This window comes from Bacillus sp. IS1 (assembly GCF_032461585.1).
GTDB lineage: Bacteria > Bacillota > Bacilli > Bacillales > Bacillaceae > Bacillus > Bacillus velezensis.
Genome location: NZ_JAWCWR010000001.1, coordinates 173185 through 194088 on the forward strand (window position 1 = coordinate 173185; position 20904 = coordinate 194088).

General features: G+C 45.9%; 15 protein-coding genes and 1 pseudogene. 13 read left to right on the top strand and 3 right to left on the bottom strand.

Translation table 11 applies throughout. The features are described from left to right. The first annotated feature begins 237 nt into the window (after positions 1 to 237). Entirely contained in the window at positions 238 to 2151 is a 1914-nt protein-coding gene (locus tag RUW00_RS00945; protein ID WP_202331656.1) for a heavy metal translocating P-type ATPase, read from the top strand. Positions 2152 to 2263: 112 nt separating this feature from the next. Then, entirely contained in the window at positions 2264 to 3358 is a 1095-nt protein-coding gene (locus tag RUW00_RS00950) for a M24 family metallopeptidase (RefSeq protein WP_007611047.1), read from the top strand. Between the two features lie 57 nt (positions 3359 to 3415). Here the strand turns inward: RUW00_RS00950 and RUW00_RS00955 are convergent, their stop codons facing one another. Then, positions 3416 to 3541: a hypothetical protein gene (locus RUW00_RS00955; RefSeq protein ID WP_014721086.1), complete on the bottom strand. Its 126-nt coding sequence runs from the start codon at positions 3539 to 3541 to the stop codon at positions 3416 to 3418. 99 nt (positions 3542 to 3640) lie between these two features. Between RUW00_RS00955 and RUW00_RS00960 the strand changes: the two genes are divergently transcribed. The 9 genes from RUW00_RS00960 (at position 3641) to RUW00_RS01000 (ending at position 14409) form a co-directional block, all read left to right on the top strand. After that, a complete protein-coding gene (locus tag RUW00_RS00960) occupies positions 3641 to 4606 on the top strand; it encodes a LacI family DNA-binding transcriptional regulator (protein WP_061862138.1) in 966 nt (321 codons plus the stop codon). Positions 4607 to 4656: 50 nt separating this feature from the next. After that, positions 4657 to 5523: a glucose PTS transporter transcription antiterminator GlcT gene (gene glcT, locus RUW00_RS00965; RefSeq protein ID WP_012117426.1), complete on the top strand. Its 867-nt coding sequence runs from the start codon at positions 4657 to 4659 to the stop codon at positions 5521 to 5523. 231 nt (positions 5524 to 5754) lie between these two features. Further along, entirely contained in the window at positions 5755 to 7851 is a 2097-nt protein-coding gene (ptsG, locus tag RUW00_RS00970) for a glucose-specific PTS transporter subunit IIBC (protein ID WP_007409599.1), read from the top strand. Positions 7852 to 7947: 96 nt separating this feature from the next. After that, on the top strand, positions 7948 to 8214 hold the full coding sequence (locus tag RUW00_RS00975; RefSeq protein WP_003154654.1) for a phosphocarrier protein HPr: 267 nt from the start codon (positions 7948 to 7950) through the stop codon (positions 8212 to 8214). Then, on the top strand, positions 8214 to 9929 hold the full coding sequence (ptsP, locus tag RUW00_RS00980; RefSeq protein ID WP_159354085.1) for a phosphoenolpyruvate--protein phosphotransferase: 1716 nt from the start codon (positions 8214 to 8216) through the stop codon (positions 9927 to 9929). Before RUW00_RS00975 ends, ptsP begins: the two co-directional genes overlap by 1 nt. An 87-nt stretch (positions 9930 to 10016) precedes the next feature. After that, the gene (gene splA, locus RUW00_RS00985) at positions 10017 to 10256 is read left to right on the top strand and encodes a splAB operon transcriptional regulator SplA (protein ID WP_003154646.1); all 240 of its coding nucleotides are present in this window, start codon (positions 10017 to 10019) and stop codon (positions 10254 to 10256) included. Between the two features lie 84 nt (positions 10257 to 10340). Further along, positions 10341 to 11369 carry a spore photoproduct lyase gene (gene splB, locus RUW00_RS00990; protein ID WP_280145058.1) on the top strand — a complete coding sequence of 343 codons (1029 nt, stop codon included), beginning with the start codon at positions 10341 to 10343 and terminating at the stop codon, positions 11367 to 11369. Between the two features lie 125 nt (positions 11370 to 11494). Continuing rightward, positions 11495 to 13462: a methyl-accepting chemotaxis protein gene (locus RUW00_RS00995; RefSeq protein WP_280145059.1), complete on the top strand. Its 1968-nt coding sequence runs from the start codon at positions 11495 to 11497 to the stop codon at positions 13460 to 13462. A gap of 80 nt (positions 13463 to 13542) precedes the next feature. Then, positions 13543 to 14409, top strand: a complete 867-nt coding sequence (locus tag RUW00_RS01000) for an NAD(P)-dependent oxidoreductase (protein WP_280145060.1) — start codon at positions 13543 to 13545, stop codon at positions 14407 to 14409. Positions 14410 to 14444: 35 nt separating this feature from the next. Here the strand turns inward: RUW00_RS01000 and RUW00_RS01005 are convergent, their stop codons facing one another. Continuing rightward, the gene (locus RUW00_RS01005) at positions 14445 to 15221 is read right to left on the bottom strand and encodes a CAP domain-containing protein (protein WP_280145061.1); all 777 of its coding nucleotides are present in this window, start codon (positions 15219 to 15221) and stop codon (positions 14445 to 14447) included. A 336-nt stretch (positions 15222 to 15557) separates the two neighbouring features. On the opposite strand from RUW00_RS01005, the gene RUW00_RS01010 reads away from it, so the two are divergent. Both RUW00_RS01010 and RUW00_RS01015 read left to right on the top strand, forming a co-directional pair. Further along, the gene (locus RUW00_RS01010; protein WP_095271753.1) at positions 15558 to 17690 is read left to right on the top strand and encodes a peptidoglycan D,D-transpeptidase FtsI family protein; all 2133 of its coding nucleotides are present in this window, start codon (positions 15558 to 15560) and stop codon (positions 17688 to 17690) included. Between the two features lie 177 nt (positions 17691 to 17867). Continuing rightward, positions 17868 to 19688, top strand: coding sequence for a PAS domain-containing protein (locus RUW00_RS01015; protein ID WP_021493759.1), 1821 nt, complete (start codon positions 17868 to 17870; stop codon positions 19686 to 19688). On the opposite strand, the pseudogene RUW00_RS01020 reads toward RUW00_RS01015, so the two are convergent. Continuing rightward, positions 19669 to 20882 (bottom strand): annotated as a pseudogene (locus RUW00_RS01020) (aminotransferase A). The gene RUW00_RS01015 and the pseudogene RUW00_RS01020 sit on opposite strands and share 20 nt — an antisense overlap. Positions 20883 to 20904 lie beyond the last annotated feature (22 nt).

A 20904-nucleotide genomic window follows, 5' to 3' on the forward strand; every position in this document is an offset into this window, starting at 1 on the left:
TGCGGGAGGAATTCCTCCCGCACCTTTTTTGCATATAATGAACAGCTGAAGAAACACTAATGATAATTATTATCAAAAAGAAATTAAAACAATTATAATTGAAATCTTCCGCCGGCATGCTATAATAAAGAAAACACTGCGATAACACTGTGAAAATGCTGCCTGTCAGGCGGCTGTTTTGCTTTTATCGGGGAATTGAAGATGATTTGCGTTCTCAATTAGAGAGGAGAATTCATAATGAATGAACAAGTGATGACACAAACCCATTCACAACAGCACATACAAGAAGAGCGGGCCGGAAAAAAGTGGCTCCAGCATGCAGAACTCATTGCGGCGCTCGTATCCGGCGTCCTTATTCTTGCGGCCTGGTTTTTTACCGAAACAAAAGGCCTGTCCGTCACTTTGTATATCCTTGCCTTCCTGATCGGGGGATTTGCAAAAGCGAAAGAGGGAATTGAGGATACCATTGAGACGAAGGCGTTAAATGTGGAACTGCTGATGATTTTTGCGGCTGTCGGCTCCGCCCTGATCGGTTATTGGGCGGAAGGCGCTGTTCTTATTTTTATTTTTTCGTTAAGCGGCGCGCTCGAAACATACACGATGAATAAAAGCAGCCGTGATTTAACCTCTTTGATGAAACTGGAACCGGAGGAAGCGACTCTGCTTGCGGACGGACGGGAAAAGCGGGTGCCGGCTGCTGAACTTAAGATCGGTGACATGATCGTCATTAAGCCGGGCGAACGCGTAGCGGCAGACGGGATCATTGAGTCTGGCGTGACGAGCCTCGATGAATCGGCGCTTACGGGTGAAGCGATGCCGGCGGAAAAAACAGCCGGAGATTCTGTGTTTACAGGAACGGTAAACGGAAACGGCTCCTTAACGGTCCGTGTGACGAAAACAAATGAACAGTCTTTATTCAGAAAAATCATCCGGCTGGTGGAATCAGCCCAAAACAGCGTGTCACCGGCTCAGGCATTTATTGAGCGGTTCGAAAGTGTCTATGTCAAAGGCGTGCTGTTAGCCGTGGCTTTGCTTTTATTCGTTCCTCATTTCGCTTTAGGCTGGAGCTGGAGTGAAACCTTTTACCGGGCGATGGTGTTTATGGTGGTCGCCTCCCCGTGCGCGCTTGTCGCTTCTATTATGCCCGCTGCGCTTTCCCTTATCTCAAATGGGGCCCGCAACGGATTATTGGTTAAAGGAAGTGTGTTTTTAGAGCAGCTGGGAAGCGTACGGATGATCGCTTTTGACAAAACCGGCACGGTCACTAAGGGACAGCCGGCAGTCGCGGCATTTCAAGCTGCGGAAAATGTGAGTGAAGATGAGATCATGCAGGCGGTGTATGGGATAGAAAAGCAATCAAGCCACCCGCTTGCAAAAGCGATAGCTGAATTTGCCGAAAGCCGGGGCGCCGCGCCCGCAGGACATCTATCGATTGACGAGACGTCCGGATTCGGTGTTCAGGCTGAAATAGAAGGCGTCAAATGGATGGTCGGAAAAGCGGGGTTTGCAGGTGAAGATGCGGCAGATGCTTTTTTGCAGACATCGGGAAAAGAATTAAAGGATAAAGGTTTTACACTGGTCTTTGTTAAAAAAGATGACCGGATTGCGGGCTGCTTTGCCTTAAAGGATCAAATCCGACCTGAAGCCAAAGCCGTGATGGCTGAGCTTGAATCACTGGGCATTAAAACAGCCATGCTCACTGGCGATCAGTCTGAAACTGCGGCTGCCATTGCAAAAGAGGCGGGCATGACGACGGTTGTTGCCGATTGTCTGCCGGACCAAAAGGCAAAAGAAGTGAAGAAGCTGAAAGAAACGTACGGCACAATCGCCATGGTGGGGGACGGCATTAATGACGCTCCCGCTCTGAAAACCGCTGACGTCGGTATCGCGATGGGCGGGGGAACGGACGTGGCTCTTGAAACGGCTGACTTAGTCCTTATGAAAAATGATCTTCACAAGCTTGTGAAAATGTGCAGACTCTCAAGGAAAATGAACCGGATTATTAAGCAGAATATTGTTTTCTCGCTCTCGGTCATCTGCCTTTTGATCTGCGCTAACTTTCTGCAGGTGATGGAACTGCCGTTTGGCGTGATCGGGCATGAGGGGAGCACGATTCTGGTCATACTGAACGGACTGAGATTATTAAAATAAACATGACAGCCGCACACAGGCGGCTGTTTTTTTAATGTTCGTTCACAGCATAAACGCCGGAAAACTGATAGAATGAATAAAGAGTCACTTTGGTAAGGAGGAAAAGCAAAAAATGAACAGATTAGAACGTGTTTCATCTTGGCTGAAAAAAGAAGGACATGATGCGGCGTTTATACATACAAAGGAAAACGTATTTTATTTAACTGATTTTTACACGGATCCGCATGAGCGGTTAATGGGATTGTTCCTGTTTCAGGAACAGGAGCCGTTTTTCGTTTGTCCGGGAATGGAAGCCGGACAAGCCCGCAGCGCCGGGTGGGAGCATGGTATTATCGGCTACGGCGATCACGAAGACCCGTGGGAGCTGATCAAAGCCGAGCTCACAAAACGAAATGTGCGGCTTGATTCCATAGCGGTTGAAAAGGATTCGATCTCTCTTTCCCGCTCAGAACAGCTCAAACAAGCTTCAGGGGGCGCGGCATTTGTTTCGGCAGAAGAAACGCTCAACCAATTCCGTCTCGTAAAAGATGAGAAGGAAATCAGCATTCTCAGGGAAGCGGCAAAACTCGCGGATTACGGAGTTGAAGTCGGTGTCGCGGCGCTTAAAGAGGGTGTGAGTGAAACCGAAGTACTCGCGCAGATTGAGTTTGAGCTGAAGAAAAAAGGCGTGCAGGGCATGTCATTTTCAACGATGGTGCTGTTCGGGGAAAAATCAGGCCAGCCCCATGGAAATCCGGGTGCAGACCGGTTGAAAAAAGGCGATTTCGTTCTGTTTGATCTGGGCGTTATTCTTGACGGCTACTGTTCAGACATTACGAGAACATTCGCATACCAATCAATCAGCCCGAAACAGGAAGAGATTTACGAAACGGTGCTTAAAGCTGAACAGGCGGCGCTTCAATTAAGCAAACCCGGCGTCAGAATCGGCGATCTTGATTTAAAAGCCCGCGGCATTATTGAAAAAGCCGGATACGGAGACTATTTCCCGCACCGCCTCGGCCACGGACTCGGGATTTCGGTTCACGAATATCCATCAATGAGCAGCGCGAACGACACACTCCTCAAAGAAGGCATGGTCTACACGATAGAACCGGGGATTTACGTGCCGGATGTCGGCGGCGTGCGCATTGAAGACGATGTGTTCGTCACAAAAGACGGCGCCGAAGCATTAACGCAGTATCCGAAAGAATTAACGATTCTGAAATAGAAAGCTTTGTGATAAAAAAGGACGGTTCTGGAACGCAGCGTCCTTTTTTATCACCTTTTAAATGAAAAAATCATCAAAATGCTGAAATGGTTTGATGTCATGCTTTTCATTCAGGGGCCGCATGGCAAGGTAACTGCCGCCGACTATGGCCAGACACAAACCGATTAAGCAAAGAATCCCCATCGCTGTTCTTCTCCTTTCAAACGAATAGGCTGTATCTGTTTCTAGCTTACTGTATGAAACGCATTCCAGATCAAGGGAAAAAAAGAAAGGGGGGACGCCATGGCTACGATCAGAGACATTGCCGGCGCTGCCGGGGTTTCCGTTACCACGGTATCAAGAGTGTTAAACGATCATCCTTATGTAAGTAAGGACAAAAGAGAAAAAGTGAAAAAAGCGATGCAATCGCTCGGATATACGCGCAACATTCATGCTGTGCATTTATCCAAAGGTTTTTCCGATATGATCGGCGTTGTGCTTCCGTCGGTGAATCTGCCGTATTTTGCAGACCTTGTTGCAGGTATTGCCGAGGCTGCCGAAGCGTCAGGCGTGCATCTTTCTTTATACCAGACAGATTATCAGCAGCAAAAAGAACGTTTTGCTTTATCACAATTACAGGAGCGCCAAGTGGACGGCCTGATTATCTGCTCCAAAGCAATTCCTGATGAGCATCTGCTTACCGTGAAAGAACCGCTCATCCTCTGCCAGTACACTGACGCGGCGGGGCTTTCCTCCATCAGTAATCCGCATCGGGAAGCATTTCGGCACGGTCTGGATTATCTGATAGAAAAGGGACACCGGAAAATAGCGATCAGCCTGGCCAGAAAAAAGGGAAAAAACAGTCAAGTACGCATTGCCGCATACAAAGAGGCGCTGAAGAAGATCGGGCAGCCTTACAGGGAAGAGCTGGTTGTGGAAAAGGCGCTGACGCTGCTTGACGGGAAAGCCCTTTTTCATAGATGGAAGAGCTGGGATGACAAACCGACTGCGCTGTTTGCGGCGAATGATCAAGTATCCGCAGGTCTTTACCTTGAAGCCAAGGCAAACGGGACGCGCATCCCGGAAGAGCTTGCGATTTTGAGCATCGACAATCATGATATCAGCAAGATGTTAGGTATTTCCACAATAGATATACAAACAAAAGAAATGGGAAAGCAGGCTTTTCACATGCTTGAGAACCGGATCAGCGGCGGGCCTCCGGCAAGGAAAGTTCTTGATTACCGCCTTATTGAACGATCAACCGTCTAAAAAAAGAATTGACGCGCTTTCCGTTCGTTTTGTACGATATGAGGTATTGAATGACAAAGGAGCTGAGGATCATGAAGGGGTCCTTTACAGTTGAAAAGGTATTAAATAACAATGTGCTCATCGCAACACATGATAGATACAGTGAGGTCGTCTTAATCGGAAAAGGGATCGGCTTTGGAAAAAAACAAGCGGATGTCATTGAAGATAAAGGGTATGACAAGATGTTCATCTTAAAGGATGAAAAAGAACAAAAACAATTTAAAAAGCTCCTCGGTTATGTGGACGAGACACTTGTCGACATCTCCAATGACGTCATTTATCATATCAAGAAGCGGACAAGCCAACCGTTAAATGAGCATATCCATATTGCGCTGACTGACCATATCGCCTTTGCGGTAAAGCGGCTGCAGCAGGGTTTTGACATTAAAAACCCGTTTCTTATGGAAACCGAAACGCTTTATCCGGAAGAATTCCAAATTGCCCGTGAAGTCGTCGGCATGATTAATGAAAAGACGGGAATCTGTCTTCCGGAAGGAGAGATCGGCTTTATCGCTCTGCATATCCATTCCGCCCTGACGAATCGGCCCCTTTCAGAGGTCAATCAGCATTCACAGCTGATGTCCCGCCTCGTTCAGGTGATTGAGGAATCTTTCCAGATGAAAGTGAATAAAGAAAGCGTCCACTATTTGCGGCTGATCCGGCATATCAGATTTACCATAGACAGGATTAATCGGGAAGAGCAGACAAAAGAACCAGAAAAGTTAATGTTATTATTGAAAAATGAATACCCGCTATGCTACAATACTGCTTGGAAACTGATAAAAATCTTGCAGCAAATACTGAAAAAACCAGTTCATGAGGCGGAAGCGGTTTATCTCACGCTTCATTTGTACCGATTAACCAATAAAATTTCATAATTTCAGTTGAAACCTTAAAAACGTGTCACTGATTCGATCAGGCATGAGTGATTGAGGGTAAAAAAACGGGAAGAACGATCCCGTTATTTTGCACACCCTTTTTACTCATGCCTTTTTTGTTGTGTAAAAGGGCAAATGTAAACGGTTAAACTGAAGACTTGCGCCAGTGAATTCGTTGTCATGAATTTTCGCTGTAAGGTCACACTAGCTAACAGAGGAGGTACATCTTTTATGTTTAAAGCATTATTCGGCGTTCTCCAGAAAATCGGCCGTGCTCTTATGCTTCCGGTTGCGATTTTACCGGCTGCGGGGATCTTGCTTGCGTTAGGGAATGCCATGCAGAACAAAGATATGATTCAAGTCATGCATTTCTTAAGCAATGATAACGTTCAGCTTGTGGCGAACGTCATGGAAAGCGCCGGCCAAATCGTATTTGACAACCTGCCGCTTCTTTTTGCAGTAGGGGTTGCGATCGGTCTTGCCAACGGAGACGGTGTTGCCGGAATCGCGGCTATTATCGGATACTTGGTCATGAACGTATCCATGAGCGCCGTGCTTATGGCAAACGGCAGTATTCCGTCTGACAAAATTGAACGGGCAAAGTTTTTTGCGGAAAACCATCCGGCCTATATTAACATGCTGGGGATACCCACTTTGGCGACGGGCGTGTTCGGCGGTATTATCGTCGGGGTTCTGGCCGCGTTATTGTTCAACAAGTTTTATAAAATTGAACTTCCGCAGTACCTCGGATTCTTTGCGGGTAAGCGGTTCGTCCCGATTATCACATCAATTTCCGCATTAATTCTCGGTCTTATTATGTTAGTGATCTGGCCTCCGATCCAGCACGGTCTGAATTCCTTCTCCACGGGTCTTGTGGAAGCGAATCCAACCTTGGCGGCCTTTATTTTCGGGATGATTGAGCGGTCATTGATTCCGTTCGGTCTTCATCACATTTTCTACTCGCCGTTCTGGTATGAATTTTTCAGCTATAAAGATGCCGCCGGAGACATCATCCGCGGAGATCAGCGGATTTTCATGGCTCAGATCAAAGACGGCGTGCAGCTGACGGCGGGAACATTTATGACGGGGAAATATCCGTTTATGATGTTCGGTCTTCCGGCGGCAGCGCTTGCAATCTATCATGAAGCGAAGCCTGAAAAGAAAAAACTTGTAGCCGGAATCATGGGTTCTGCCGCTCTGACAAGTTTCTTAACGGGAATTACCGAGCCGCTTGAATTCTCATTCTTGTTTGTGGCTCCTATCCTGTTTGCGATTCACTGCGTATTCGCGGGGCTTTCCTTTATGGTCATGCAGCTGCTGCATGTAAAAATCGGTATGACCTTCTCAGGCGGTCTGATTGACTACTTCCTGTTCGGAATTCTGCCTAACCGGACGGCTTGGTGGCTTGTCATTCCGGTCGGCTTAGGATTAGCCGTCATTTACTACTTCGGTTTCCGGTTTGCGATCAGAAAGTTCAATCTGAAAACGCCGGGCCGTGAAGAAGAGGCTGCGGATGAAGGTGCGGGCGCCTCAGGCGAAGCCGGCGACCTTCCTTATGAAATCCTGCAGGCAATGGGTGATCAGGAAAACATTAAGCACCTTGACGCTTGTATCACGAGACTCCGCGTTACGGTCAACGACCAGAAGAAAGTGGATAAGGCCCGTCTGAAACAGCTTGGCGCCTCAGGCGTTCTTGAAGTCGGAAACAACATTCAGGCCATTTTCGGCCCGCGTTCTGACGGTTTAAAAACACAGATGCAGGATATTATCGCCGGACGCACGCCGCGCCCTGAACCGAAAGTATCCGCGCAAGAAGAAGTCAGTCAGCAGGTTGAAGAGGTTATCGCAGATCCGCTCCGAAACGAGCAGGGTGAAGAAGTGTTCGCTTCTCCGATCACCGGCGAAATCCATCCGATTACTGATGTGCCTGACCAGGTGTTCTCAGGAAAAATGATGGGTGACGGTTTTGCGATTCTTCCTGAAGAAGGAATCGTCGTATCGCCTGTCCGCGGAAAAGTGCTGAATGTTTTCCCGACAAAACATGCGATTGGCCTTCAGTCTGACGGCGGAAGAGAGATCCTGATTCATTTCGGGATCGACACAGTCAGCCTGAAAGGCGAAGGATTCACTTCGTTTGTTTCTGAGGGTGACCGGGTTGAACCGGGGCAAAAACTGCTTGAAGTTGATCTTGAAGCGGTTAAACCTCATGTTCCTTCATTAATGACACCGATTGTCTTTACAAATCTTGCCGAGGGTGAAGCGATTTCCCTTTCGGCCGAAGGTACCGTAAAACGGGAACAAAAAGATATTGTGAAAATCGGAAAATAAGCATATAAATACGCCGTGCTTGTCAGATGACAAGTACGGCTGTATGATATAATATTGTGTAGTAAAATAGCTTTAATTTAAAGGAGAATGATAATCATGGCACAAAAAACATTTAAAGTAACAGCAGATTCCGGAATCCACGCTCGTCCTGCGACAGTTCTTGTACAGACTGCAAGCAAATACGATGCTGACGTAAACTTAGAATATAACGGCAAAACAGTAAACCTTAAGTCAATCATGGGCGTTATGTCTCTAGGTATCGCTAAAGGCGCTGAAATCACAATTTCCGCTTCAGGCGCTGACGAAAACGATGCTCTTAACGCTTTAGAAGAAACAATGAAAAGCGAAGGACTCGGCGAGTAATGCAAGAATTAAAAGGAATAGGCGCTTCAGCCGGAATTGCGATTGCGAAAGCATACCGGCTTGAAGAGCCGGACTTAACGGTTGAAAAGAAAAACATTGCTGATGCTGCGGCTGAAGTAAGCCGTTTTGATGAAGCGATTGTACGTTCTAAAGAAGAGCTTGAAAAAATTAAAGAGCATGCTTTAAAAGAACTGGGACAAGACAAAGCTGACATTTTCTCCGCGCACCTTTTAGTTCTGAGTGATCCTGAGCTGTTGAACCCGGTAAAGGAGAAAATCAGCACAGATTCAGTCAATGCTGAATTCGCTCTGAAAGAAACAGCTTCCATGTTCGTTACTATGTTTGAATCAATGGATAACGAGTACATGAAAGAGCGTGCGGCGGATATCCGTGACGTAACAAAACGTGTGACGGGGCACCTGCTGGGCGTGGAAATTCCGAACCCGAGCATGATCTCAGAAGAGGTTGTTATCGTGGCTGAAGATTTAACACCGTCTGATACGGCGCAATTAAACCGCCAGTTTGTAAAAGGTTTTACAACTGATATCGGCGGACGCACTTCACACTCCGCGATCATGGCCCGTTCGCTAGAAATTCCGGCTGTTGTCGGCACAAAAGCGGCTACAGGGACAATTGAAAACGGTGTTACGGTAATCGTAGACGGCATCGATGGTGATGTGATCATCGATCCTTCCAGTGAAACGTTAAAGAAATATGAAGAAAAGCACAGTGCTTACCTGGCGCAAAAAGCTGAGTGGGCGAAGCTCGTCAATGAACCGACTGTTTCTAAAGACGGCCATCATGTAGAGCTTGCCGCAAATATCGGCACACCTGACGATGTAAAAGGCGTTCTTGAAAACGGAGGAGAAGCTGTAGGGCTTTACCGTACGGAATTCCTTTACATGGGACGCGACCAGCTTCCGACGGAAGACGAGCAGTTTGACGCTTATAAAACGGTTCTTGAGCGTATGGAAGGAAAATCAGTTGTCGTGCGGACATTGGATATCGGCGGCGACAAAGAGCTTCCATACCTGCAGCTCCCTAAAGAAATGAACCCGTTCTTAGGCTACAGAGCCATCCGCCTTTGCCTTGAAGAGCAAGAAATCTTCAGAACTCAGCTTCGTGCGCTGCTTCGTGCAAGTACATACGGAAACTTAAAAATCATGTTCCCGATGATTGCGACAGTAAACGAGTTTAAACAGGCGAAAGCGATTCTTCTCGAAGAAAAAGAAAAACTCGTCGAAGCCGGCGTAGCGGTTTCTGACGATATTGAAGTCGGTATGATGGTAGAGATTCCGTCTACAGCCGTTATCGCAGATCAGTTTGCCGCAGAAGTTGACTTCTTCAGTATCGGAACAAATGACTTGATCCAATACACGATGGCTGCTGACCGCATGAACGAGCGCGTAGCTTATCTGTATCAGCCATACAATCCGGCGATCCTTCGTCTGGTCACCCTTGTTATTGAAGCCGCTCACAAAGAGGGCAAATGGGTCGGCATGTGCGGAGAAATGGCGGGAGACGAAATTGCGATTCCGATTCTTCTCGGCTTAGGCTTAGATGAGTTCTCAATGAGCGCTACATCCATCCTTCCGGCAAGAACGCAGATCAGCAAGCTTTCTAAAAAAGAAGCTGAATCATTCAAAGAAACAATCTTGTCTATGAGCACGACAGAAGAGGTTGTCGCATTCGTTAAAGAAACATTCAATAAGTAATACAAAAGCCAGACGGTGTAAGCCGTCTGGTTTTTTTCATATTCGGAAAAAAGGGGGGAACAATAACTTTCAACAGGAGGGATTATCATGACAAAATCATTTGCAGCGGGGGATACGGTGTATGTGATTTACCGCAATCCGCATGCCGCCAATGTTGCCCATATTAAAGAGGCGGAGATCGTCCATCACCCGTATCATGAGGGAGAACTGTCTCTGTTTTTATACGAAACCTATCATCCGCTGGCCGAAGATGACGCGGTCTTTTCGACATATGAGGAAGCGGAAGCGCTTTACAGCGAGCTTTTTGAAGAAGACCGGTATCATTGATCAAAGGAAATGTTTACAACGCATATTCACTCTCTTTTGGACGGAAAGTAACAACATGAGAATATGTAAAGGGAGTGTCTGTCTATGCTGAAGCCGTTTGTTCCCCAGCTTGTTTATATAGAACCGAGAGCGCTCGAATACCCGTTAGGACAAGAGCTGAAAAATAAGTTTGAAAACATGGGGCTTGAGATCAGAGAAACGACATCGCATAATCAAGTCCGGAATATTCCGGGAAAAAATCACTTGCAGCAATACCGGAACGCGAAATCAACATTGGTAATCGGCGTCCGGAAAACACTGAAATTCGATTCTTCAAAGCCGTCCGCCGAATATGCCATTCCATTTGCGACGGGCTGTATGGGGCATTGCCACTATTGCTACCTGCAGACGACGATGGGGTCAAAGCCTTACATCCGGACATATGTCAATGTGGAAGAGATTCTGGATCAGGCTGATGAGTATATGAAAGAACGGGCGCCGGAATTTACAAGATTTGAAGCCTCTTGTACGTCTGATATCGTAGGAATCGATCATCTGACACATACATTAAAAAGAGCCATTGAACATTTCGGACAAAGCGAATTGGGACAGCTCAGATTCGTGACTAAATTTCACCACGTCGATCATTTGCTTGATGCAAAACATAACGGAAAGACTAGGTTCAGATTCAGCATCAATGCGGACTATGTCATTAAAAACTTTGAACCGGGAACTTCTCCGCTCGACAAACGGATAGAAGCCGCCGTCAAAGTCGCTAAAGCGGGCTATCCGCTCGGTTTCATCGTGGCGCCGATTTATATTCACGATGGCTGGGAGGAAGGCTATAAGGAACTGTTTGAGAAACTTGATGCGGCGCTTGATGAAGACGTTCGGCATGACATCACATTTGAACTGATCCAGCACCGTTTTACAAAACCGGCCAAACGGGTGATTGAGAAGAACTATCCGAAAACAAAGCTTGAGCTTGATGAAGAAAAGCGCAGATACAAATGGGGACGCTACGGAATCGGCAAGTATATATACCAAAAAGACGAAGAGCATGCTTTAAGGGAAACACTCGAATCTTATATCGAATCCTATTTTCCGAAAGCGAAAATCGAATATTTTACGTAAGGGGAGCTGTCAATACGACGGCTCTTTTTTTGCTGCGCCAAATGGCGGAAATTTTTGATATTTATTTCAAGGTTTATTCATTTTCTTGGCCGAAAGACCGATATAACTCTCAGGAGGGGATGGTTATGTTTAAAAAAATGCACATTAAAATTGCTGTGTTTGTATCGGTAATGCTTATCGTAACGGTTGTTTTTTTAACAGTTTCTTCATATTTGACATTAAAGCCGATGATGACGGAGGAAGCAAAACGTACGACAGAGAATGTCACCAATTCACTCGGTCAGAACATTGAGCTTCAGCTGAAAAATGATGAGACCGTATTAATGAGATTAGCAGCCGGTGAATTGTCCCGGTCTTTTCTATCAGATGGGAAGAAAGAAACCGCGCGGCTTTTTAACGATGAGTTAAAACAGATCGGACAGAATGACAAATATGTCGCGCTTGCGTATGTCGGAACCGCAAACAAACAAATGTTTACATATCCAAAGGCCGAATTTGCCAAAGACTATGATCCGACAAATAGAACGTGGTATAAGATGGCGGCCGAAAAACCCGATAAGGTTGTCTGGACTGACCCTTATAAAGATGCAGTAACGGGAGACATGATCGTGACGGCGTCAAAAGCCATACAAAACAGCGGAACCGTCGTCGGAGTGGCGAGCTTAGATCTGAAGCTGTCCTCCATTCAGAGCATGGTCAACGAGCAAAAGGTTCCATATAAAGGATTTGCGTTTTTAGCGGATGAAAACGGTTCTCTGCTGGCGCATCCGGAAAAACAGGGAAAAAATATTTCGGAAGATCAGACGTTAAAAGACATCACTACGGATAAAGAAGGCATCAAAGAGCTGCAGGGGAACATGGTCGTCTACCAAACGGTAAAAGAAACAGGGTGGAAAGTCGGAACGCAGTTTGAAAAAGATCAGCTGATGGGAGTAGCCGACAAAATGAACACGGTGAGCATTTTTATGTCACTGATCGCCCTTGTGATTACGATCGGACTCAGCTATTTACTAGCAAAAACGATAACCGGGCCGATTCAGCAGCTGATCGCCAAAACAAATTCAGTCTCAGCCGGAGATTTAACCGTCCGCGCCCAGACGAAATCAAAAGATGAAGTAGGCGAGTTAACAAAAGACTTTAATCAAATGGTTGAAAATATGAAAGAGATGGTCGAACAGGTTAAGGCCTCCTCAGAAAATGTGTCTGATACATCTGACCAGCTAACCGTCATTTCACAAGAAACAAATGAAACGAGCGGACAAATCGCAAAAGCGATAGAGGAAGTCGCCGCCGGAGCGACAGAGCAAGCGTCAGAGGTTGAGACGATCAACGAAAAATCAGAAAATCTCTCAGTCAAAATAAAAGGAATCGCAGATCGCGCGGGCAGCATAAAACAACTCTCAAAATCTTCAGAGGATGCCAGCTACAAAGGACTGGACGCGCTCGGGCAGCTGCTGATGAAGTCAAACGAAGCCAATTCAGAAACGAAAAAAGTAGAGGCAATGCTGAATGACCTGGAAGAACAAACGAAAAACATAGAAGAAGTCGTGACGGCAATATCCGCCATTTCAGACCAGACGAATCTCTTGGCGCTGAATGCGAGTATTGAAGCCGCTAGAGCGGGAGAAAGCGGACGGGGCTTTGCCGTCGTCGCGGAAGAAGTCCGAAAGCTTGCTGAACAATCAGCTCTTTCTTCCGGCCATATCAGTGAGACGGTCCGTCTGATTCAATCTGAGACAAAAGAAGCGTCACACGCGATGATTGAGGCAAGCAGAATGAATGATGAACAAAACAGCGCCATTCATGAAACGGGTGAGGTCCTCAATCTGATTACGACGGAAATGCAGTCTCTCGTTCAAGGTATAGATCATATTTACAATGACATTCAAAAAATGAGTGAAGAACAAGCCGCGATTCAAGAAGCGATTCAAAGCATCTCCGCCATTTCTCAAGAATCTGCGGCAGCGGCGGAAGAAGTGAATGCTTCTACTGATGAACAGCTCGTTACGCTTGAAAAAGTAAAGCAATCGACTGACATGTTAAAGAGCGCGAGCAAAGATCTGATCAGCGCCATTTCTAAATTCACCTTGTAACGCGGACTCTATCAGCCTATAATATGGTAATATAGACATGAAAGAGTGATATATGAATCGCATCAGGGGAGGAAAGCGCAGTGAACAAAACGGTCGGATTTATCGGTTTGGGCGTCATGGGAAACAGTATGGCATCGCACATTTTAGAAGCGGGCTATCCTGTTTTAGTCTACACGCGGACGAAACAAAAAGCGGAAGAGATTCTGAATAAGGGAGCGGTCTGGCAGGAGACGGTCAAAGACCTTTCAGAGAAAGCAGACATCATTATTACCATGGTCGGCTATCCGAGTGATGTCGAGGAAATCTATCTCGGCGAAAACGGCATTCTCCGGCACGCAAAAGAAGGGGCGTTTGTCATTGATATGACGACATCAAAACCGTCTCTGGCGAAGAAGATAGCGGAGAAAGCCAAAGAAAAATCCATTCACGCCCTGGATGCACCCGTTTCCGGCGGAGACATCGGCGCGAGGAACGGAACGCTTGCCATTATGGCCGGAGGAGAAAAAGAAGCGTTTGAAGCATGCCTGCCGCTTTTCTCCGTTATGGGGGAAAACATTCAGTATCAAGGGCCGGCTGGCAGCGGCCAGCATACGAAAATGTGCAATCAGATCGCGATTGCAGCGGGAATGGTCGGAGTGGCTGAAGCGATGGCTTACGCTGAAAAATCCGGTCTGAACCCGGAACAAGTGCTGAAAAGCATTACAACCGGAGCGGCTGGCAGCTGGTCATTGTCCAACCTCGCTCCCCGTATGCTGAAAGGCGATTTTGCGCCCGGATTCTACGTGAAACACTTTATTAAAGACATGGGCATTGCCCTTGAAGAAGCGAAGCTCATGGGAGAAGAGATGCCCGGATTGGCGCTCGCCAAATCATTATACGACAAGCTTTCCGCGCAAGGTGAAGAAAACAGCGGAACTCAAAGCATTTATAAGCTTTGGGTGAAATAAAAAAGATTGCCCGCAGGGGCAATCTTTTTTATTATTTATTTTCCGATAAATTGCTGTGTCCAGATGTTTCCTGATTCTACATAACCGACACCGATTTGAGTGAACTCAGGATTCATGATGTTCTTTCTGTGGCCTTCACTGTTCATCCAAGCTTTAACGACAGCTTCAGGAGTCGGCTGTCCTTTGGCGATATTTTCACCGGCAGTTTTATAAGTGATTCCGAAAGACTTCATCATATCAAACGGTGAGCCGTAAGTAGGGCTTTGGTGATCGAAATAGTTTTTGTCTTTCATATCTTGTGATTTTGCGTGAGCTGATTTGCTTAATTTTTCATCAATCTGCAGAGGTTTTAAGCCTTGCTTTTGTCTCTCTGCATTTGTCAATTCAACGACTTTCTTTTCGTACGCACTGACAGAAGAAGGAGTTTTCTCGCTGCTGTTGTTTGTGTTATCTGTCTGTTTTGCATTGTCAGCCGTCTGGTTTTGATCGGCTTTCGGTTTTTCGGCAGCTGCCGGAGCCGTTTTTGCCGGTGTTTCTTTTTGAACATCTTTAACTGTCATATCATAATGCTTTGCGTGTTTTTGCAGCAGCTGAGTCAGTTCTTTCTCATTTTTAACGTTCAGCTTTTTCACGCTCGTTTTCATATGTAGTTTTTCAACAGCCTCTTGAAGAGTCAGATGCTGTACAGTGTTTCCTTTTTTCACAGTAACGACGTGCTGGCATGACAGCTCTTTTGCAGATGCCTGCTGAATGCCTCCGAATGTAATCAAACTGACTGCCGCGGCGGCAGATAAGAGAAATGCTTTTTTCATAGTTAATAGCCTCCCAGAGAAGTTTTTTTCTACATGAAAAATCTTATCACAGCTTTTTTGTCATAATGCAGGCAGCCATTTCCTTTGACAACAAACCCTTGTCATAATTGTAAGTGAGCGCAGAAAAATGGCTCTATACCGGGAAAAACGATCTGTATTTATTTTTTAAAATCCGTTACATCTCTTCAAATTATTTGAAGTGTTAGATATATTTTAAGATAATTTGATCTTGACAGTTTTTTTTACCCGTTTTCGCTGTAACAACTTTTACAAAAATGTTACAATTAAAATCTGTTTATGTAAATATATTCAATGATTTGAGAGGTGTAACAGAAAGTGGCTGAAGTCGCGCGCGAACCAAAGAAAAAAACGAAACGTTACAGAGCGCTGAGAATGAATCTCTATTTTTTGATTGTTTTTCTTCTCTTTACGGCACTGATTTTTAAACTCGGCATCGTCCAGATTGTCGAAGGGGATAAACACCGCCAGGATGCGGAGAAGGCAAATGCAAAAACCGCCTATTATCCGACACCGCGGGGAAAGATGTATGACAAGCGGAACAGAGTGGCGGTTGATAACCAGGCCGTGCCCGAAATTGTATATGTATCCACCTCAAAAACCTCGGCAAAGGACAAATTGAAAACGGCAAAAAATCTCGCCGCACTGATTCACATTGATACTGAATTTATGAAGGATCGAAATATCATTGATTACTGGCTTGCCGCACATCCGAAGAAGGCGGAAAAGCTTATGAAGGATTCAGAAAACAGCCTGAAATCCCAAGAAGTGTACAAACGCCAGATTGAACGCGTCCCGAAGCAGGAGATTGATGCGATCAAAAAAGATAAAAAAGAGCTGGAAATCGCGGCGATTTATACGCGTTTTTCAAGCGGCAACGCCTATCAGCCGCAAGTCGTCAAATCAATGGACCCGAATAAGCTGAACGGAAACGGAAACAGCGGTTCACTGCTTGACGAGCATGAAAACAACAAGCAAAAACCGAAAAGCGACCTGACATATGAAGAAGTTTCCGTCGTATCCGAGCACCTGAAAGAGCTCCCCGGCATTGACGTAATCAATGACTGGACGCGGAAATATCCGTACGACAAAACACTGTACTCTCTGTTCGGCGGTGTGACGACACCGGAACAGGGATTGTTGGGCGAACGGAAAGATTACTATGTCACAAGAGGCTATTCACTGAATGACCGAGTGGGAAAAAGCTACATCGAATATCAGTATGAAGACTATTTAAACGCGCATAAAGAAAAAGTAGAGTATGTGGAAAACAGCAAAGGTGAGGTCGTCAGCCAAAAGCCCGTCGATGAAGGCAGCAGAGGCTACGATCTGCAGCTCTCGCTCGATATGGAACTACAGTCGAAAGTCGAAAAAGTCATTGAAAAAGAGCTGAGAAGAAGCCGAGCCGCAGGCAACTATATGGTTGACAGAGGATTTGCCGTCATGATGGACCCGAACAACGGGGACATTCTCTCAATGGCGGGGAAACGAATCGATCTCGAAACAAATAAAACACAGGATTTTGCGATCGGAGCATTTACGACCCAATATGAGATGGGCTCTTCTGTTAAAGGAGCGACTGTTCTCGCGGGTTACCAAAGCGGCCTCCCGCATTATAAAACGTTTGTCGATGCACCGCTTGTATTTAAAGGCAAAACGAGAAAACAATCGTGGACACAAATGGGAGCCATTACTGAGCTGACTGCGCTGCAAAGAAGTTCAAACGTATATATGTTTCATGTGGCCATGCATATCGCCGGTATTACCTACAGGCCGTACGGTACGCTGCCTGCCGGATTAGACGATATTAAGAAAATGCGCAACTACTACGCCCAATTCGGCCTGGGTGTGAAGACCGGGATTGATCTTCCGCAGGAATCAGCGGGCATGCAGTCAAATCCGCAAATGGTCGGGGGATTGCTGCTTGACTTTGCGATCGGACAGTTTGATACGTATACGCCGCTTCAAATGGCTCAATATATTTCAGCCATCGCAAACGGCGGGTATCGCGTCCAGCCGCGGATCGTCACAAGCATTCATGAACCGGACAGCAAAAACAAGATTGGAAAAGCGATTGAACAGCGAGATATTAAAATTTTGAACAAAGTAAATAACAGTCCGAGCGATTTTGACCAAGTTCATAAAGGGATGAAATTGGTTACAAGCTCACCTCAAGGAACGGCTTATTCAACATTCCAGGGGTCCGGCGCCGATGTTTCCGGTAAAACGGGAACCGCGCAGACGCACTATTACGGCACGAACAAAAACTGGTGGGGGAAAGACACGTATAACCTGACCTTTGTCGGCTATTATCCATCAGAACATCCACGAGTGGCATTCAGCGTCGTCGTTCCGTCTGTTCGAGATGATAAAGATCATGTAAGTAAAAACATTGCCAAAGGAGCAATTGACGCTTACAAAGAGCTTGAAAAGAAATACAATAAAAAATAACAAATGAAAGGGCGGCCGAACATCTCGTGCGCCCTTTCTTTCATTCAGGAAAATTGACGTTCACAATAAGAATAGAAGGAGAATGCTTATTTTTTAGCGAATCAATCTAGTGGAATTTCTTTTTATATCAGTCCGTGTCCAGCCTGCAGTGCGAGTATAATGCAAAGGAGGGATTCTGTGGAACAGGATACTCAGCATGTCAAACAGTTTCAATCGAAAACCGATCTTCATGCCGTTTTGACGTCTAACGGGCGTATTATGTATATTTCTGCAAACTGCAAATCGTACTTCAGTTATTCTCAGGAAGAGATGATCGGGTCATTTCTCAAAACGTTCCTGCATGAAGAAGATCAATTTTTGGTTGAAAGTTACTTCTATAATGAGCATCATTTGATGCCTTGCACCTTTCGTCTTATTAAAAAAGATCATACCATCGTATGGCTTGAAGCGGGTGTGGAAATTGTCACACCGCAAATGGAGGGGACGGATCGGGAAATCATCCTCAAAATCAAGGTGCTTGAAGAGAAGACGCCCCGCCGGCCTTATATGTATGAACAAAAGAAGCAAAAGGCAGAACAACAGTCGGAAGATGCGGCTGGAAACGGCGAATTCGAGCGTCTTGTCGAAATGCTGCCGAATCCTTTATATGTCAGCATCAACGGCACAATCGCATACGCCAACAACGCGATGCTTGCCATGCTGGGAGCCGAAAGCAAAGACGAGGTAATCGGCAGGCGCTCTTATGAGTTTATTGAAGAAGAGTATCACGACATTGTGAAAAACCGAATTGTGCGGATGCAAAAAGGAATGGAAGTCGGAATGATCGAACAGACGTGGAGAAGGCTCGACGGCACGCCCGTTCATTTAGAAGTAAAGGCGGCACCGACGACATATAAAAATCAGCGGGCGGAATTGCTGCTTCTGATTGATATTTCTTCACGGAAAAAATTCCAAACGATTCTGCAAAAAAGCAGAGAGCGTTATCAGCTCCTCATTCAGAATTCAATTGATACGATCGCCGTGATTCACAATGATAAATGGGTATTCATGAATGAGTCGGGCATTTCGCTGTTTGAGGCTGAAACATATGAAGATTTAATCGGGAAAAACGTCTATGATCAGCTTCATCCCTGTGATCATGACGGCGTGAAACAGCGGATCCAAAATATTATCAACCGAAAGACCGAGTCAGAAATTATTAAGCAATCGTGGTTTACCTTTAAAAACCGGCTGATCTACACGGAAATGGTCTGCATTCCGACGACGTTTTTCGGAGAAACGGCCGTGCAGGTCATTCTGCGTGATATTTCTGAGCGGAAGCAGACGGAGGAATTAATGCTGAAGTCGGAGAAGCTGTCTATCGCAGGGCAGCTGGCGGCGGGAATCGCTCACGAAATCCGCAATCCGCTGACGGCGATCAAAGGATTTTTACAGCTCATGAAGCCGACGATGGAGGAAAACGAACATTACTTTGAAATTGTGTTTTCTGAACTGAGCAGAATCGAATTAATTTTAAGTGAGCTTTTAATGCTTGCCAAACCTCAGCAAAACGCCGTGAAAGAGCGTGTAAACTTAAAGAAAATTATAAGTGAAGTGACCGCTCTTTTAGAGACGCAGGCAAATCTGAAAGGAATTTTTATCAAAACGGATTACGAACATGACAGCATGTATATTAACGGTGATCAAAATCAGCTGAAACAGGTGTTTATCAATCTGATTAAAAATGCCGTTGAGTCGATGCCAGATGGGGGAACGGTTCACATTCTTATGACAGAAGATGAGTATTCCGTTAATGTGACGGTGAAAGACGAGGGTGACGGGATACCGGAAAACGTGCTGAAACGAATAGGCGAACCGTTTTTGACAACGAAAGAAAAAGGAACCGGCCTGGGGCTTATGGTCACATTCAACCTTATTAAAAACCATCAGGGAGCCATCCAAGTAGACAGCAAACCGGATAGAGGCACGGCCTTTCATATTACATTCCCGAAACAATAAAAAACAACGGCGTTATGCCGTTGTTTAAATAGTCTGCATGGATTCTCTCGTTTTTAAAATAAATGCTTCCAGCCGGTCCAAGCCTTCTCTCAATGTATCCAGTGAATATGCGAATGACAGCCTCACATACCCTTCACCCAATTTTGAAAACGAGCTGCCGGGCACTAGAGCCACACCTGCATCCTCTAAAAGAGCCATACTAAAATCAAACGATGACATTCCGAATGACTTAATGGAAGGGAAGATATAAAATGCGCCTGACGGCTTTACGACGTCAAGCCCCATTGAAACTAGACGGTCATATACATAGTCAAGCCGCTTTTTATACTGTTCTCTCATAATAAGCGCATCATCAACACCGTTTGTCACCGCTTCAAGAGCCGCTTTCTGAGAGATTGAAGACGCGCATGTCACACTGTATTGGTGAACTTTTAAGATGTGCTTGGCAATTTCTTTCGGTGCGAAAATGAAACCGATTCTCCAGCCCGTCATGCTGTGTGATTTTGACAGGCCGTTGATGACGATCGTCTGGTCTCTCAAATAAGACGCGATCGAATAATGCGGTCTGTCATAGGTTAATTCGCTGTAAATTTCATCAGACAGGACAAAAACATTTCTGCCCTTCAGGACGGCTGCGATGTTTTGCAGCTCTTCCTCAGACAATGTCACTCCGGTCGGATTTGACGGATAAGGAAGAATGACGCATTTTGTTTTTGGTGTCAGCGATTCTTCAATGAGCCGCGCCGTCAGCTTAAATCCGTGTGTCGTCGTATCCACATGGACCGGAACGGCGCCCGACATGCGGATGATCGGTTCGTAGCCCGGATATATCGGTCCGGGGAGAATAACTTCATCGCCCGGAGATAAAATCGTCCGCAAAGACGCGTCAATCGCTTGGCTTGCCCCGGTTGTGACGATGATTTCAGTTTCAGCTTCATAATTCAAATCAGCTTTTTTCTTCATATAAAGCTGTACGGCCTGTCTCAGCTCAAGGCCGCCCGCATTCGGAGTATATGCCGTGGCGTTCTCGTCGATTGCCTTTTTGGCAGCCGCTTTGACATGGTGCGGCGTGAAGAAATCCGGCTGACCGATCGTAAGCGAAATGACATTGTCGTGCTGAGCTACAAGATTTGAGAATTTGCGAATTCCTGAAATTTCAATTTCTTTTACATTCGGATTAAGCAAATGTTCCATAATTCATCACCTTATACTATAT

Bases quoted from the DNA above. Each gene is read 5' to 3' on its own strand.
- RUW00_RS00945 (WP_202331656.1), top strand. From the start codon at position 238: ATGAATGAACAAGTGATGACACAAACCCATTCACAACAGCACATACAA.
- RUW00_RS00950 (WP_007611047.1), top strand. From the start codon at position 2,264: ATGAACAGATTAGAACGTGTTTCATCTTGGCTGAAAAAAGAAGGACAT.
- RUW00_RS00955 (WP_014721086.1), bottom strand. From the start codon at position 3,541: ATGGGGATTCTTTGCTTAATCGGTTTGTGTCTGGCCATAGTCGGCGGC.
- RUW00_RS00960 (WP_061862138.1), top strand. From the start codon at position 3,641: ATGGCTACGATCAGAGACATTGCCGGCGCTGCCGGGGTTTCCGTTACC.
- glcT (WP_012117426.1), top strand. From the start codon at position 4,657: ATGACAAAGGAGCTGAGGATCATGAAGGGGTCCTTTACAGTTGAAAAG.
- ptsG (WP_007409599.1), top strand. From the start codon at position 5,755: ATGTTTAAAGCATTATTCGGCGTTCTCCAGAAAATCGGCCGTGCTCTT.
- RUW00_RS00975 (WP_003154654.1), top strand. From the start codon at position 7,948: ATGGCACAAAAAACATTTAAAGTAACAGCAGATTCCGGAATCCACGCT.
- ptsP (WP_159354085.1), top strand. From the start codon at position 8,214: ATGCAAGAATTAAAAGGAATAGGCGCTTCAGCCGGAATTGCGATTGCG.
- splA (WP_003154646.1), top strand. From the start codon at position 10,017: ATGACAAAATCATTTGCAGCGGGGGATACGGTGTATGTGATTTACCGC.
- splB (WP_280145058.1), top strand. From the start codon at position 10,341: ATGCTGAAGCCGTTTGTTCCCCAGCTTGTTTATATAGAACCGAGAGCG.
- RUW00_RS00995 (WP_280145059.1), top strand. From the start codon at position 11,495: ATGTTTAAAAAAATGCACATTAAAATTGCTGTGTTTGTATCGGTAATG.
- RUW00_RS01005 (WP_280145061.1), bottom strand. From the start codon at position 15,221: ATGAAAAAAGCATTTCTCTTATCTGCCGCCGCGGCAGTCAGTTTGATT.